A 15,918-nucleotide genomic window follows, 5' to 3' on the forward strand; every position below is an offset into this window, starting at 1 on the left:
GGACCTAGGACCGGTCCCGGGACCGGCGCCCGATCTTCGACCCCAGCCACACCAGCGGGTCATACTTGCGGTCCACGGCCCGTTCCTTCAGCGGGATCAGCGCGTTGTCCGTGATCTTGATGCCCTCCGGGCAGACCTCCGTGCAGCACTTGGTGATGTTGCAGTAGCCGAGGCCGTGCTCGTCCTGGGCGGCGCGTGACCGGTCCAGGCCGGTGTCACCGGCGGCGTCCAGCGGGTGCATGTCCAGCTCGGCGACGCGCATGAGGAAGCGCGGGCCCGCGAAGGCGGGCTTGTTCTCCTCGTGGTCGCGGACCACGTGGCAGGTGTCCTGGCACAGGAAGCACTCGATGCACTTGCGGAACTCCTGCGAGCGGTCCACGTCCTCCTGCATCATCCGGTACTCGCCCGGCCCCAGGTCGGCGGGCGGGACGAAGGCCGGGACCTCGCGGGCCTTGGTGTAGTTGAAGCCGACGTCCGTCACCAGGTCCCGGATCACCGGGAAGGCGCGCAACGGCGTGACGGTGATCGTCTCCTCGCGGGTGAACACGGACATGCGGGTCATGCACAGCAGCCGCGGCCGCCCGTTGATCTCCGCCGAGCACGAACCGCACTTGCCCGCCTTGCAGTTCCAGCGCACCGCGAGGTCGGGGGCCTGGGTGGCCTGGAGGCGGTGGATGATGTCGAGGACCACCTCGCCGTCGTTCACCTCGACCTCGAAGTCCTCCAGCCCGCCGCCCTCGACGTCACCGCGCCACACCTTGAAGCGGGCCTTGTAGCCGCTCATTCGGACCGGCCCTCCAGTTCCTCGTCGGCGAGGTACTTCACCAGCTCCTCCTTGTCGAAGAGGGCGAGCAGGTCGGGCCGGATGGGCTCGGTGGTCTGCCGCTCCAGGGCGATCCGGCCGCGCTCCGGGTCCGTCGCCGCGAGGTCGCCCGCCGGGTCGGCCAGCGAGCAGATCAGGTTGGCCGGGCGCCAGCGCCGGTCCATCGACGGATGGTCCTCGCGGGTGTGCCCGCCGCGCGACTCGGTGCGCTCCAGCGCGGCCCGTGCCACGCACTCGCTGACCAGCAGCATGTTGCGCAGGTCCAGGGCGAGGTGCCAGCCCGGGTTGAACTGGCGGTGCCCCTCCACCCCGGCCCGGCGGGCGCGCACCCGCAGCTCCGCCAGCTTCTCCAGGGCCTGCTTCATCTCCGCCTCCCGGCGGATGATCCCCACCAGGTCGTTCATGGTCTGCTGGAGTTCCTGGTGGAGGGTGTACGGGTTCTCCGGCGGGCCCGCGTCGGGCTCCTGCGCCTCGGCGGAGAACGGCCGCAAGGCCTCCGCGGCGGCCGCGTCGACCTGGGCGTCGTCGACCCGGGCGCGGGCGCCTTCGTCCGTCCGCCCCGCCGCGTACTCGGCCGCGTACCGGCCCGCCCGGCGGCCGAACACCAGCAGGTCGGACAGCGAGTTGCCGCCCAGCCGGTTGGAGCCGTGCATGCCGCCGGCCACCTCACCGGCCGCGAACAGCCCGGGCACCCCGCGGGCGGCGGCGGTGTCGGAGTCGACGGCGATGCCGCCCATCACGTAGTGGCAGGTGGGCCCGACCTCCATCGCCTCCGCCGTGATGTCGACGTCCGCCAGCTCCTTGAACTGGTGGTACATCGAGGGCAGCCGGCGCCGGATCACCTCGGCGGACATCCGGGTCGACACGTCGAGGAAGACGCCGCCGTGCGGTGAGCCCCGGCCCTCCTTCACCTCGGCGTTGATCGCGCGGGCGACCTCGTCGCGGGGGAGCAGCTCGGGCGGACGCCGGTTGTGGTCCGGGTCGTCGTACCAGCGGTCGCCCTCCGCCTCCGACTCGGCGTACTTCTCCTTGAAGACGTCCGGGACGTAGTCGAACATGAACCGCTTGCCCTCGGAGTTGCGCAGCACCCCGCCGTCGCCGCGTACCGACTCGGTGACCAGGATGCCCTTCACCGACGGCGGCCAGACCATGCCCGTCGGGTGGAACTGCACGAACTCCATGTTCAGCAGCGGTGCCCCGGCCAGCAGCGCCAGGGCGTGGCCGTCGCCGGTGTACTCCCACGAGTTCGAGGTCACCTTGAACGACTTGCCGATGCCGCCGGTGGCGATCACCACCGAGGGTGCCTGAAGGACGAAGAAGCGGCCGCTCTCGCGCTCGTAGCCGAAGACGCCCGAGACCTTCCGGTCCTCCTGGAGCACGCGGGTGACCGTGCACTCCTGGAAGACCTTCAGCCGGGACTCGTGGTCCCCGGTCTCGCGGAAGTCCTCCTGCTGGAGCGAGACGATCTTCTGCTGGAGGGTGCGGATCAGCTCCAGGCCCGTGCGGTCGCCGACGTGGGCGAGCCGCGGGTACTCGTGGCCGCCGAAGTTGCGCTGCGAGATCCGGCCGTCCTTCGTCCGGTCGAACAGCGCGCCCCAGGTCTCCAGCTCCCACACCCGCTGCGGGGCCTCCTGGGCGTGCAGCTCGGCCATCCGCCACTGGTTGAGGAACTTGCCGCCGCGCATGGTGTCCCGGAAGTGGACCTGCCAGTTGTCGCCGGAGTTGACGTTGCCCATGGAGGCGGCGATCCCGCCCTCCGCCATCACGGTGTGCGCCTTGCCGAACAGCGACTTGCAGATCACGGCCGTACGGGCGCCGCGCTCGCGGGCCTCGACGGCGGCGCGCAGCCCGGCACCGCCCGCGCCCACCACGACGACGTCCCATTCCTGCCGGTCGACCACGGACATCAGAAAGCCTCACTCATCAGAAGAAGCGCGGATCGTCGAAGACACCGGACGCGACCAGGTACACGTAGAAGTCGGCGAGCGCCACGCTCACCAGCGACGCCCAGGCGAGCTGCATGTGGCGGGCGTTGAGCTTCCCGACCCACTGCCACATCCGGTAGCGCACGGGATGCCGGGAGAAGTGCTTGAGCTTGCCGCCGACGATGTGCCGGCAGGAGTGGCAGGACAGGGTGTACGCCCAGATCAGCGCGATGTTGGCGAGGAGCACCAGGGTGCCGAGGCCCATGTGGCCCCACGCGTAGTGCTCGTCGCGGAAGGCGAGCACGGTGTCGTAGGTGAGGATCAGCGCGACCAGGAGGGCCGCGTAGAAGAAGTACCGGTGGACGTTCTGCAGGATCAGCGGGAAGCGGGTCTCGCCGGTGTACTTCTGGTGCGGCTCGGCCACCGCGCAGGCCGGCGGGGACGCCCAGAAGCCCCGGTAGTAGGCCTTGCGGTAGTAGTAGCAGGTCAGGCGGAAGCCGAGCGGGAAGATCAGGATGATGATCGCGGGGGAGATGCCCCACCAGGTGCCGAAGAGTTCCCAGTTGGGTCCCGAGCGCATCGGCTCGCAGTTCTCCGCCAGACAGGGGGAGTAGAAGGGCGAGACGTAGGGGGCCGCGTAGTAGTCGGCGTTCGCGAAAGCCCGCCAGGTCGAGTAGACGACGAAGGCCAGCAGGCCCGCGGCGGTGGCGGCCGGTGCCAGCCACCAGCGGTCGGTGCGCAGGTGCGGGGCGCGGATGGCGGCGCGCGTCGCGGTGTGGACGCCACCGCCCGGGGGACGGTCTTCGGTGGCTGGCGGTTCGGTACCAGTGGCCACTGGGCGGCTCCGGTCGGTCGGGTCGGGTTTGCGGGCCTTTCTCGAGTCCCCGGTGCAGGCCCTAGGGGGCGCGGCGGTCGCGGGCGCCGAGACCCTCGTCGTCCGAGTCCGTCCACAGGGAGCCGTCGTACGGCGTGTCGGGGATCGGGACGAGGTCCGGACGCCTGGGCGCCTCCGGCGCGGCTGCCGCCGCCCGCAGCAGCGCGACGCTCTCGCGCAGGTGGTCGGCGTCGGTACGGACCCGGCGGACTTCCAGGTCGCCGCTGCCCAGCTGCTGTTCCAGCCGGGTCACCGTCCTGGACAGCTCGTCCAGGCTGCGCTGCACCGATGACAGATCGTCGTGCACGGACAAGACGTGACCTCGCTTCCGTCGGACACGGCAGTGGGCCGCCGGCCTTGGGGGGCTACGTTCATGCGCCTGAGAGTGTCGCGCGTCACACCAGTCGCTGGGAAGGGATGTGCAGCGATTGGCCGGGGCGCGTCGGTGCACCGCGGGCGCCATTGCGCCGCACGGGTGACCTTACGCACCGTCGTCGCCGTGTCTCCGAGCGTGGCGGAACCGTTTCCCCTTCAGTGGCCGCATCCCCGTCCGGATACAAATGATCAACTTGAATACCGCACATACGGCAAATGCGGCACAACGTAGCGAACGCGGCCTTCCGGAGGTAGCAGAGATGTCCCACGTAGGCGTCGGACCGCGCGCGGTCATGCGTTCGGTCGCCTTCCTCACCGCGGGCGTCCTCGCGGTTCCGGCGCTGGCCGGCTGCACCTCCGAGGACCCGGCGGGCAAGCCGCTCGCCGAACAGGACGTCGCCGCCGCGGCCCGTGCCAGGATCTCCGACGGCGGCACCCTGCGCTGGGCCGTGGACTCCGTACCGGACACGCTGAACGCCTTCCAGTCGGACGCCGACGCCACGACGACCCGCGTCGCGCAGGCCGTGCTGCCCTCCCTGTACCGCATGGACGAGACCGGCAGCCCGGTGCGCAACCCCGACTACCTGGAGTCGGCCGAGGTCGTCGACACCGAGCCCAAGCAGGTCGTCGTCTACAAGCTGAACCAGCAGGCCGTCTGGAGCGACGGCCGGGAGATCGGCGCCGCGGACTTCGCCGCCCAGTGGCGCGCCCTGTCCGGCAAGGACAGCGCCTACTGGACCGCCCGCAACGCGGGGTACGACCGCATCGAGAAGGTCGAGCGCGGTGCGAACGACCTGGAGGTCAAGGTCACCTTCAGCCGGCCCTACGCCGACTGGAAAGCCCTGTTCACGCCCCTGTATCCGAAGGACGTCACGGGTACCCCGGACGCCTTCAACGACGGCGCGCGGCGGACCCTCAAGGTCAGTGCCGGGCCCTTCGCCGTCAAGAAGGTCGACACCAAGGGCGACCAGGTGGTCCTCACCGGCAATCCGCGCTGGTGGGGCGAGCCGGCGAAGCTGGACGAGATCGTGCTGCGCGCCGTCCCCCGCGACGAGCGGGTCTCCGAACTGGTCGCCGGCAAGCTCGACCTCGCCGAGATCGACCCGGAGACCGCCGACGAGGTCACCCTGGCCGCCGGTCCCCGGGACCCCGCCACCGGCACCCCGCTCATGGGACCGGGGGGCACCCCGGCCGCGGGCCCGCAGGGCAGGTCCGCCGCCGAGGCGCTGCGCTCCTGGGCCATCGCCAACGGCTCCGACGAGGAGGCCGCCGAGGAGGAGGTCCTCGCCCGCGAGGAGCGCGGCGAGGCCGAGGCGAAGGCCCGGCGCCGGCAGCAGGCCCTGAGCGGCTTCGAGCTCCGCAAGTCCCTGGAGCCCGCCTACACCCAGCTCGCCCTCAACGGCGCCGAGGGCCCTCTCGCCGACGAACGCGTCCGCAGGGCCGTGGCCCGCGCCCTGGACCGCGAGGAACTGGCCGAGGCGGTGCTCAAGCCGCTCGGCCTGCCCGCCGACCCCGTGGGCAGCCACCTCGCGCTGTCCGGCCAGCCCGCCTACGCCGACGGCAGCGGCGCCCTCGGCGAGCAGAACGCCAAGGAGGCCCGGGCCCTGCTCGCGGACGCCGGATGGGTCCCCGGCGGCCCGGTGAAGAAGAAGGACGGCGAGGAGGCGGCCGGCGCCGAGAAGGACAAGAAGGACGAGGACAAGAAGGACGAGAAGAAGTCCGAGGGCGACGACGACGGCACGTACATCGTCGGCGAGGACAACAAGAGCAAGGACAGCACGCACGACGACGGCAGGAACGACGACGGCAGGAACGACGACGGCAGGAACGACGACGGTGACGACGCCAAGGACGGCGCCGACCGGGAGAGCGGCGAGAAGCACAGCAGCGGCAAGAACACCGCGCAGGGCGGCGCCCCCGGCGCCTACGCCCCCAAGGGCACCGCGGCCCCGGCCGGCGCGGCGGCTGCCCCGCTCGCCAAGGACGGCAAGGCGCTCACGCTCCGCTTCGTGCTCCCCTCGGGGCCCGGCTCCGGGACCCTGCGCACGGTGGCCGACCGGATCACGGACATGCTGAAGGAGATCGGCATCGGCACCAAGATCACCAAGGTGCCGGACGAGAGCTACTTCAAGGACCACATCGCCGCCGGCGAGTACGACCTGGCGCTCTACTCCTGGCCCGCCTCCGCGTTCCCCGCCACCGACGCCCGCCCCATCTACGCCAAGCCCGTCCCCGCCGCCGACGGTTCCCTGAACGTCGCCCAGAACTACACCCGGGTCGGCACCGACCAGGTCGACCAGCTCTTCGACCGGGCCCTGGCCACCCTGGACCAGAAGGAGGCCCGGGAGCTGCTGCGCAAGGCCGACTCGCGGATCTGGGCGGCGGCCGGCTCCGTCCCCCTCTACCAGCGCCCCCAGCTGCTGGCGGCCCGCAAGAACCTCGCCAACGCGGGCGCCTTCGGTTTCGGGACACCGGTCTACGAGGACATGGGCTTCCTCAAGAAGGGCGCCCAGGGCTCCCGGCCCACCGCCCCGGCCACCTCCGCTCCCCCCTCCTCTCCGTCGTCCTGAACCCTCCCGGCAAGCCGCAGTCTCCGGAGCCCCGTACCATTGGGTGAGGCCGTGGCATGTACCGCCCGGCAGGCCCGCGTGACACGGACGTCCGCGAGGGCCGTCCTCACACGCTCCGGGAGTACGCCTCACATGACCGCGTCTACAACGCGTCACGACATCCGCAACGTCGCCATCGTTGCCCACGTCGACCACGGCAAGACCACGATCGTCGACGGAATGCTCAAGCAGGCCGGTGCCTTCGCCGCGCACCAGCTCGAAGGCGTCGACGACCGCATGATGGACTCGAACGACCTGGAGCGTGAGAAGGGCATCACGATCCTCGCCAAGAACACGGCGGTGAAGTACCACCCGAAGGATGGCGGCGACGTCATCACCATCAACATCATCGACACCCCCGGCCACGCCGACTTCGGCGGCGAGGTCGAGCGCGGTCTGTCGATGGTCGACGGTGTGGTGCTGCTCGTGGACGCCTCCGAGGGCCCGCTGCCGCAGACCCGGTTCGTGCTGCGCAAGGCGCTCAGCCAGCGACTGCCGATCATCCTGTGCATCAACAAGACGGACCGTCCGGACGCCCGCATCGACGAGGTGGTCAACGAGACCTACGACCTCTTCCTCGACCTGGACGCCGACGAGGAGCAGATCGAGTTCCCGATCGTCTACGCCTGCGGCCGGGACGGCATCGCCTCCCTCACCAAGCCCGACGACGGCACGGTCCCCTCCGACTCCACCAGCCTGGAGCCGTTCTTCTCGACGATCCTGGACTACATCCCGGCGCCGACCTACGACGAGGACGCCCCGCTCCAGGCCCACGTCACCAACCTGGACGCCGACAACTTCCTCGGCCGTATCGCGCTGCTGCGCGTGCACCAGGGCGAGCTGAAGAAGGGCCAGACCGTCGCCTGGATGAAGCGCGACGGGTCCGTGCAGAACGTGCGGATCTCCGAGCTGATGATGACCGAGGCGCTCACCCGCAAGCCCGCCGAGAAGGCCGGCCCCGGTGACATCTGCGCGGTCGCCGGCATCCCGGACATCATGATCGGCGAGACCCTGGCCGACGTGGAGAACCCGGTCCCGCTGCCGCTGATCACGGTGGACGAGCCCGCGATCTCCATGACCATCGGCACCAACACCTCCCCGCTGGTCGGCCGCGGCGCCACCGGCAAGGGCGCCGACAACAAGGCCGTCGTCAAGGACCGCAAGGTCACCGCCCGCCAGGTCAAGGACCGTCTGGACCGCGAGCTGATCGGCAACGTCTCGCTCCGCGTCCTGGACACCGAGCGCCCGGACGCCTGGGAGGTGCAGGGCCGCGGCGAGCTGGCGCTGGCCATCCTGGTCGAGCAGATGCGCCGGGAGGGCTTCGAGCTGACCATCGGCAAGCCGCAGGTCGTCACCAAGGACGTCGAGGGCAAGACGTACGAGCCCGTCGAGCGGATGACGATCGACGTGCCCGAGGAGCACATGGGCGCGGTCACGCAGCTGATGGGCGTGCGCAAGGGCCGGATGGACAACATGTCCAACCACGGCTCGGGCTGGGTCCGCATGGAGTTCGTGGTCCCCTCCCGCGGCCTGATCGGATTCCGGACGGAGTTCCTCACCCAGACCCGCGGCACCGGCATCGCGCACTCCATCCACGAGGGCCACGAGCCCTGGTTCGGCACCCTCACGACCCGTAACAACGGCTCGCTGGTCGCCGACCGCTCGGGCGCCGTCACCGCGTTCGCGATGACCAACCTCCAGGAGCGCGGCGTGCTCTTCACGGACCCCGGCACCGAGGTGTACGAGGGCATGATCGTCGGCGAGAACTCCCGCGCCGACGACATGGACGTGAACATCACCAAGGAGAAGAAGCTCACCAACATGCGGTCGTCCTCGGCCGACTCGTTCGAGGCGATCGTCCCGCCGCGCAAGCTCTCCCTGGAGCAGTCCCTGGAGTTCTGCCGCGACGACGAGTGCGTCGAGGTGACCCCGGAGGCCGTCCGGATCCGCAAGGTGAACCTGGACGCCCGCGAGCGCGCCCGCGCCGCCAGCCGGGCCAAGCACGGCTGACCCCACCGCACGACCGACGGCACCGGACACCACGGCTCACGTGGGGTCCGGTGCCGTTTGGCGTGATGCCGACGCGGGCGGGACGCGGGGGTAGGGAAAACCCTCGATTTCACGGCGGGGCGGCTCAGGGCGGGCAGAGCCGCACTAACCTGCGCGGAAGCACTCCGCCCGGAGCGCCGGCGGGCAGCCCCGTCCGGGAGCCGGGCGGCCGGCGCCGACGGACGGGCCGGGCGCGGGACATACCTGCGGGTCAGCTTGCACCCCGTGCACGTTACGCGCAATCAATTTCTGTCGCGCGGACGTCCGTTATACGGACGGTCACCACCGTTAGATGTGTAACAAGTCCGTTTCGCAGCGATCTCGTACCAAACCCTTTGTCCGGATTTTGAAAGATCTGGCCCCTATCTGTGATCGAACCGAGACCTCGAACCTGTGGTTCGTTCCCCGGAGGATGGCAGATAGTTAGGCGCGTAGAGCTCGGATAAACGGGTCACGCGCTGACGGGGCGCAGGCTCGCGAGCGTGAGGGTGCACAGCGATCTCATCACCGGCCGATGGCTGGAACGTGACGCGTGCTCCTCTTTGCGGTGAACCAGCGGATTCATGAGGAGGAACCCATGCGAGGTGCCACAAGCGCCATATGGGTCGCGTCGTCCCCGATGGCAGGTGTAGGCCCCGCGGGTGCGTTCAGTGCCGTCACGGTTGATACGGCAGCGGCCCGGCGTCGCGAACTTCCTTGACGTCGTGTGCCGTCGGTCGGTAGCCGCCGACCGCGAGCCAGGGTTCTCCCGGGGGCGGTGTCGCCCCTCCGTCGTTGTTCCCCTCGCGCGCTGCGGAAGACGTACGCCGTGCGAAGGCCGTCGGCCGCGTGCACTCCCGACGACCTCCTACCTGTGAAATGGACGAATCATGACGAGTCCAATCGAGATTGAGGGTGCTGAAGCCTCTTCCGTCTTGGACAAAGAGAGCGCGCCGCAGGGCGACGCCCCGAAGCCCAAGGAGCCGGAAGGGCGCAAGCCCGGCCAGTTGATGTGGGCGCGCTTCAAGCGCGACCGGGCCGGTGTGATCTCTGCCTGCGTCGTCCTGTTCTTCTTCGTGATCGCGGCCGCGGCGCCGCTGATCTCGAAGGTCTACGGCAAGGACCCGTACACGCTGTACGGGCAGGAGAACCCGGACCTCCTGGACATGTTCACCATGCCCGCCGCGCCGTTCGGCGGCATCGACGGCGACTTCTGGTTCGGCATCGAACCGGGCCTGGGCCGCGACGTGTTCACCCAGCTGCTGTACGGCATGCGCAACTCGATGGCCACCGCGCTGGCGGCGACCATCATCATGACGGTGCTGGGCGTCCTGATCGGCCTCGCCGGCGGCTACTTCGGCGGCAAGATCGACTACTGGCTCGGCCGGGTCACCGACTTCTTCATGGCCCTGCCCAGCCAGCTGTTCTTCGTCGCCGCGATGCCCGTCATCACCACGGTGTTCGTCGCTCCGGACAAGGAGACGCCGACCTATGTGCGAGCCTCGGCGATCATCATCGTGCTGGCCTTCCTGGGCTGGATGAGCATGTCCCGGATCGTCCGGGGCGCCACGATGTCCCTGCGCGACCGGGAGTTCATCGAGGCGGCGCGCATCTCCGGGGCCTCGCCCTGGCGCATCATCCGCAAGGAACTGCTGCCCAACATCGTCACTCCGACGCTGGTACAGGCGACGCTCACGCTGCCGAGCACCATCCTCAACATCGCGTTCCTGTCCTTCGTGGGCGTGGGGTACGTCGAGCCCACCCCGGACTGGGGACGGATGTTCTCCATCGGCGCCAACATCGTCGAGCAGGATCCGTACTACATGCTCTTCCCCGGTGTGGCCATGGTGATCTTCATTGTGGCCTTCAACCTCCTCGGTGACTCGGTGCGGGACGCCTTCGATCCCAAGGGAAACCGCTGAGGCCAAGGGGGACCCCCCACATCCTCGCCCGGCCGGTTCGGCGCCGCTCAGCCCGGCTCCGGCCACGTACCAGCAGTGCTCACTACTCACAGGCAGGTGGATTCGTCCTCATGAGCATTCTCCGTAACCGCACCGCCACGGCCGCCATAGTCGCGGTCGCAGCCGGCGCCCTGACCCTCACCGCCTGCGGTGGTGGCGACAGCGACAGCTCCGCCAAGGACAACAGCAAGAAGAAGGAAGACGCCAAGTCGCAGTCGAAGCCGGTCCAGATCGGCGACGCGCAGGCGTCCACCGGCCCGGCCCCCGAGGTCCCCGGCGCCAAGCCCGGCGGTACCGCGACCGTCTACCAGGAGGCGGACTTCTCGCACCTGGACCCGGGCCAGATCTACGTCTCGGACGGCAAGCTGCTCGGCCGCCTCATCTTCCGCGGTCTGACCCAGTACGACGAGGACGAGAACGGCAACCTGACCGTCGTGGGCGACCTCGCCACCGACGCGGGCAAGCAGTCCGACGGCGGCAAGACCTGGACGTACACCCTGAAGGACAACCTGAAGGACGCGAACGGGAACCCGATCAACTCGGCGGACATCCGCAACACGGTCGAGCGCCTGTACTCGAACTACATCACCGACGGTCCCACGTACCTGCAGCAGTGGCTGTCCGGCGAGGGCACCACCTACCGCGACGCCTACGCCGGTCCGGACAAGGGCAAGCACCTGCCCGACAACGTCCTGGAGACGCCGGACGACAAGACGATCGTCTTCCACTTCAAGACCGCGCGGCCCGACCTCCCGCAGATGCTGACCATGCCCGGTTACAGCGTCGTCCCGGAGGAGACGGACACCAAGGAGAAGTACGACTCCGCGCCCGTCGCCGTCGGTCCGTACAAGATCGCCGACTTCAAGCCGGGCAAGTCCATGAAGCTGGTCAAGAACACCCAGTGGGACCCCAAGTCCGACTCGGTGCGCCACCAGTACGTCGACGGTTTCAACATCGAGATGAACCACGACGACGAGGACCAGACCAAGACCCTCCTCGCCGACCAGGGTGGCGCCAAGAACGCCATGATGTTCACCGGCCAGGTCGCCACGACGCAGCTGCAGAAGGTCGTCGGCGACAAGGAGGCGATGAAGAACCGCACGATCCAGGGCTACGCCCCGTACGTGTGGCAGCTCAACTTCAACCTGGACCGCGTCAAGGACAAGAAGCTCCGTGACGCGATCACCCTGGCCCTGCCGTCCCAGGCCGTCTTCAAGGCCGACGGCGGTGCCTACGGCGGTGAGGTCGCCAACTCGCTGATGTCGCCCACCACCCCGGGCTACGACGAGTCGTTCGACCCGTTCAACCGTGCCAAGAAGCCGAACGGCGACATCGAGGCCGCCAAGAAGCTGATCAAGGAGGGCGGCTTCGAGGGCAAGAGCCTCGTCTACGCCTACGGCAACACGCCGACCCGTCAGCAGCAGGCCGTCCTGATCGCCGACGCCCTGGAGAAGATCGGTCTGGACATCCAGAAGAAGGAGATCGACTCCGCCACCTGGTACGAGCAGGTCGGCAAGGTCAAGAACGGCTACGACCTGTACATGACCGGCTGGGGCCAGGACTGGCCGTCCGCCTCCACGGTCATCCCGCCGGTGTACGACGGCAAGCAGATCCAGGACGGCGCGTCGAACTACTCGCACATCAACGACGACCACGTCAACTCGGAGATCCAGCGCATCCAGCAGATCACGGACACGGCCGAGGCCACCAAGGCGTGGGCCGAGCTGAACGAGTACATCTCCAAGGAGGTCAACCCGGCCGCCCCGATCTACTACACCAAGGTCTTCCAGATCTTCGGTTCGAACATCGGCGGCATCCGCTACAGCTCGGACTCGAGCTACGTGGACGTGACCCGGATCTTCCTCAAGAAGTAGTCCGCACGGTAGGGAATCCGGTGGTGGGCGCGCGGCGGAGCGCCCCCACCGGGCCCGGATCCGGTCCACACCTCCCCATCCGACTGCCGCAGTCCTGAGAGCAGCTGTCTGCCATGCTTCAATTCCTCATTCGCCGGTCCTTCGGCGCGGTGCTGATCCTGGTGTTGATCAGTGCCTTCACCTTCTTCATGTTCTTCGCGATCCCGCAGGACCCGGCCTTGCTGGCCTGTGGCAAGAACTGCACTCCGGACGCGCTGGAGATCATCCACAAGAACCTGGGCCTCGACCAGCCGGTCACCGTCCAGTACTGGCACTTCCTGGCCGGCATCTTCACGGGGCGCGACTTCGCGGTCGGCCACTGCGACGCCCCCTGCTTCGGCGTCTCCTTCGCGAACAACCAGAACGTCTGGGACACGATCCTGGACCGCTTCCCGCTGACCGTCTCGCTGACCGTCGGCAGCCTGATCGTCTTCCTCGTCGTCGGTCTCGGCGCCGGCCTGCTGGCCGCCAAGTACCGTGGCTCCTGGGTCGACAAGGTCTTCACCTCGGGTTCGCTGGTCATCAGCTCCCTGCAGATCTACTTCCTCGGCCCGCTGGTGCTGCTCCTGCTCGTGTACAACACGGGCTGGCTCGAGAAGCCGAAGTACGTGCCGTTCTCCGAGGACCTGGGCGGCTGGTTCATGGGTCTGCTGATCCCATGGCTGGTCATGGCGACCATCTTCACCGCCCAGTACACCCGTATGGGCCGCTCGTCGATGATCGAGCAACTCCAGGAAGAGCATGTGAAGGCGGCCCGCGCCAAGGGCATGTCGGGCAACTACACCTTCTTCCGCTACGCCTGGCGCGGCTCCCTCGTCCCCATCGTCACCATCCTCGGCATCGACCTGTCCTCGCTCATGGGCGGCGGCATGGTGACCGAGCTGACGTTCGGCCTGGCCGGTGTCGGCCGGCTCGCGCTGGACTCCGTCACCAACAAGGACCTGCCGATGCTGATGGGCGTCATGCTGGTCAGCGCCGCGCTCATCATCTTCTTCAACCTGATCGTGGACGCCATGTACGCAGTCATCGACCCGCGCGTGCGCCTGTCCTAGGAGAACCACCGTGACCACTCAGACCAAGCCCGAAGCGGCCCCGGCCGCCGCCGCGGGGGACGCGTTTCTCTCGGTGCGCGACCTCAAGGTCCACTTCTCCACCGAGGGCGGCGTCGTCAAGGCGGTGGACGGTCTCTCCTTCGACCTGGAGCGGGGCAAGACGCTCGGCATCGTCGGCGAGTCCGGCTCCGGCAAGTCGGTGACCAACCTGGCCGTCCTCGGACTGCACGACCGCCGCAAGACCGCGGTCGACGGCTCGATCACCCTGGACGGCCAGGAACTGACCGACGCCAGTGAGAAGCAGCTGGAGAAGCTGCGCGGCAAGAAGATGGCGATGATCTTCCAGGACGCGCTGACCGCGCTGTCGCCGTACTACACGGTCGGCCGGCAGATCGCGGAGCCGTTCATGAAGCACAACGGCGCGTCCAAGAAGGACGCCCGGGTGCGCGCCATCGACCTGCTGCAGAAGGTCGGCATCCCGCACCCGCACAAGCGGGTCGACGACTACCCGCACCAGTTCTCCGGCGGTATGCGCCAGCGCGCCATGATCGCCATGGCCCTGTCCTGCAACCCGGACCTGCTGATCGCGGACGAGCCCACCACGGCGCTCGACGTGACCGTCCAGGCGCAGATCCTCGACCTGCTCAAGGACCTGCAGCAGGAGTTCGGCTCCGCGATCATCATGATCACCCACGACCTGGGCGTCGTCGGCAACATGGCCGACGACATCATGGTCATGTACGCGGGCCGGGCCGTCGAGCGCGGCACGGTGCGCGAGGTGCTCAAGTCCCCGCAGCACCCGTACACCTGGGGTCTGCTGAGCTCGATGCCGAACCTCACCTCCGACGTCGACGAGCCGCTGATGCCCATCCCGGGGTCGCCGCCCTCGCTGATGAACCCGCCCTCCGGGTGCGCGTTCCACCCGCGGTGCGGCTTCACCGACCTGGTCTCCGGCGAGCGCTGCTCGGGCGAGCGTCCGACGCTCCCGAACGGCCGCGCCGCCGCCTGTCACCTGACGGGCGACCAGCGGCAGCAGGTGTTCATCGAGAAGATTCAGCCCCGGCTGGGCTGAGCGGAAACCGGCGACTGGGGCATCACCATGAGCGACAACAGCAAGACGACCACAGCGGTGGCCGACGACTTCCCGCAGCAGCGGGACGGCGACACCGCGCCGCTTCTCAAGGTCAGCGGCCTCTCGAAGCACTTCCCGATCAAGGGCGGCTTCCCGATCAAGCGCACCGTCGGCCACGTCAAGGCCGTCGACGGCGTCGACTTCGAGGTCTACCCGGGCGAGAGCCTCGGCCTCGTCGGCGAGTCCGGCTGCGGCAAGTCGACCACCGGCCGGCTGCTGACCCGGCTGTACGAGCCGACGCAGGGCAGCATCGAGTACCGGGGCAAGGACATCACCCGGGCCAACCGGCGACAACTGGCGCCGGTCCGGTCCGAGATCCAGATGATCTTCCAGGACCCGTACGCCTCCCTGAACCCGCGGCAGACCGTCGGCACGATCATCTCGGGCCCGATGGAGATCAACGGGATCAACCCGCCCGGCGGCCGGGAGAAGCGCGTCCGCGAGCTCCTGGAGATCGTCGGTCTCAACCCGGAGCACTACAACCGCTTCCCGCACGAGTTCTCCGGCGGTCAGCGCCAGCGCATCGGGGTGGCGCGTGCCGTCGCGCTGCAGCCGAAGCTCATCGTCGCCGACGAGCCGGTCTCGGCCCTCGACGTGTCGATCCAGGCCCAGGTGGTGAACCTGCTGCAGGAAGTGCAGCGGGAGATGGGCATCGCGTTCGTCTTCATCGCCCACGACCTGGCGATCGTGCGGCACTTCTCGCAGCGCGTCGCGGTGATGTACCTGGGCAAGATCGTGGAGATCGCGGACCGCGACTCGCTCTACAACCGCCCCCGGCACCCGTACACGCACGCCCTGTTGTCGGCCGTGCCCGAGGCGGACCTCGACGCCGACAAGCGCGAGCGGATCCGGCTGGAGGGCGACGTGCCCTCGCCGATCTCGCCGCCCTCCGGCTGCCGGTTCCGCACCCGGTGCTGGAAGGCGCAGGACAAGTGCGCCACCGAGGAGCCGCCGCTGGTGCAGCTCTCCGGGAACCGGGAGGGCCACCTGACGGCCTGCCACTTCCCGGAGGAGGGCTCGACGGAGGCCAGGGCCGAGGACATCGTCATGGACCCGGGCCTGAAGGCGATGGAGGACGACGCCGACGGCGGCGCGGCGGTCTCCAAGGGCTGACCGGCACACGAAGGCAGCCGGGAAAGGGCGGCGGCGGGAGCGGGACTCCCGCCGCCGCCCTTCCGCATGCCGCCGCCCTGCCGCGTGCCGCGGGACCTCCTGCACCCGTCCGG

11 protein-coding genes are annotated in these 15,918 nt (G+C 69.0%); 7 read left to right on the top strand and 4 right to left on the bottom strand.

Annotated features, from left to right (window positions below; all coding sequences use genetic code 11):
• Positions 1 to 4: 4 nt before the first annotated feature.
• From ACZ7MF_RS05060 to ACZ7MF_RS05075, 4 genes are all read right to left on the bottom strand, one after another.
• A complete protein-coding gene (locus tag ACZ7MF_RS05060) occupies positions 5 to 784 on the bottom strand; it encodes a succinate dehydrogenase/fumarate reductase iron-sulfur subunit (RefSeq protein WP_356856452.1) in 780 nt (259 codons plus the stop codon).
• Positions 781 to 2,730, bottom strand: coding sequence for a fumarate reductase/succinate dehydrogenase flavoprotein subunit (locus tag ACZ7MF_RS05065; protein ID WP_471474574.1), 1,950 nt, complete (start codon positions 2,728 to 2,730; stop codon positions 781 to 783). Before ACZ7MF_RS05065 ends, ACZ7MF_RS05060 begins: the two co-directional genes overlap by 4 nt.
• A gap of 16 nt (positions 2,731 to 2,746) precedes the next feature.
• Complete coding sequence (locus ACZ7MF_RS05070) at positions 2,747 to 3,583, bottom strand: hypothetical protein (RefSeq protein WP_471474575.1); 837 nt, start codon at positions 3,581 to 3,583, stop codon at positions 2,747 to 2,749.
• Positions 3,584 to 3,644: 61 nt separating this feature from the next.
• Entirely contained in the window at positions 3,645 to 3,935 is a 291-nt protein-coding gene (locus ACZ7MF_RS05075; protein WP_162833293.1) for a hypothetical protein, read from the bottom strand.
• 322 nt (positions 3,936 to 4,257) lie between these two features.
• On the opposite strand from ACZ7MF_RS05075, the gene ACZ7MF_RS05080 reads away from it, so the two are divergent.
• The 7 genes from ACZ7MF_RS05080 to ACZ7MF_RS05110 all read left to right on the top strand — a co-directional run bounded on the left by ACZ7MF_RS05080 (position 4,258) and on the right by ACZ7MF_RS05110 (position 15,805).
• Positions 4,258 to 6,567, top strand: a complete 2,310-nt coding sequence (locus ACZ7MF_RS05080) for an ABC transporter family substrate-binding protein (RefSeq protein ID WP_471474577.1) — start codon at positions 4,258 to 4,260, stop codon at positions 6,565 to 6,567.
• Between the two features lie 132 nt (positions 6,568 to 6,699).
• Complete coding sequence (typA, locus tag ACZ7MF_RS05085; RefSeq protein ID WP_471474578.1) at positions 6,700 to 8,616, top strand: translational GTPase TypA; 1,917 nt, start codon at positions 6,700 to 6,702, stop codon at positions 8,614 to 8,616.
• A gap of 908 nt (positions 8,617 to 9,524) precedes the next feature.
• Positions 9,525 to 10,556 (top strand): ABC transporter permease, encoded by a 1,032-nt coding sequence (locus ACZ7MF_RS05090; protein WP_471474579.1) that lies wholly within the window; start codon positions 9,525 to 9,527, stop codon positions 10,554 to 10,556.
• A 110-nt stretch (positions 10,557 to 10,666) separates the two neighbouring features.
• On the top strand, positions 10,667 to 12,469 hold the full coding sequence (locus tag ACZ7MF_RS05095) for an ABC transporter substrate-binding protein (RefSeq protein WP_471474581.1): 1,803 nt from the start codon (positions 10,667 to 10,669) through the stop codon (positions 12,467 to 12,469).
• Positions 12,470 to 12,582: 113 nt separating this feature from the next.
• Entirely contained in the window at positions 12,583 to 13,560 is a 978-nt protein-coding gene (locus tag ACZ7MF_RS05100) for an ABC transporter permease (protein ID WP_471474582.1), read from the top strand.
• 10 nt (positions 13,561 to 13,570) lie between these two features.
• Complete coding sequence (locus ACZ7MF_RS05105) at positions 13,571 to 14,632, top strand: ABC transporter ATP-binding protein (protein WP_398324239.1); 1,062 nt, start codon at positions 13,571 to 13,573, stop codon at positions 14,630 to 14,632.
• A 27-nt stretch (positions 14,633 to 14,659) separates the two neighbouring features.
• Positions 14,660 to 15,805 carry an ABC transporter ATP-binding protein gene (locus tag ACZ7MF_RS05110; RefSeq protein ID WP_471474584.1) on the top strand — a complete coding sequence of 382 codons (1,146 nt, stop codon included), beginning with the start codon at positions 14,660 to 14,662 and terminating at the stop codon, positions 15,803 to 15,805.
• Positions 15,806 to 15,918 lie beyond the last annotated feature (113 nt).

It is taken from the genome of Streptomyces sp. NPDC111628, from assembly GCF_055635195.1.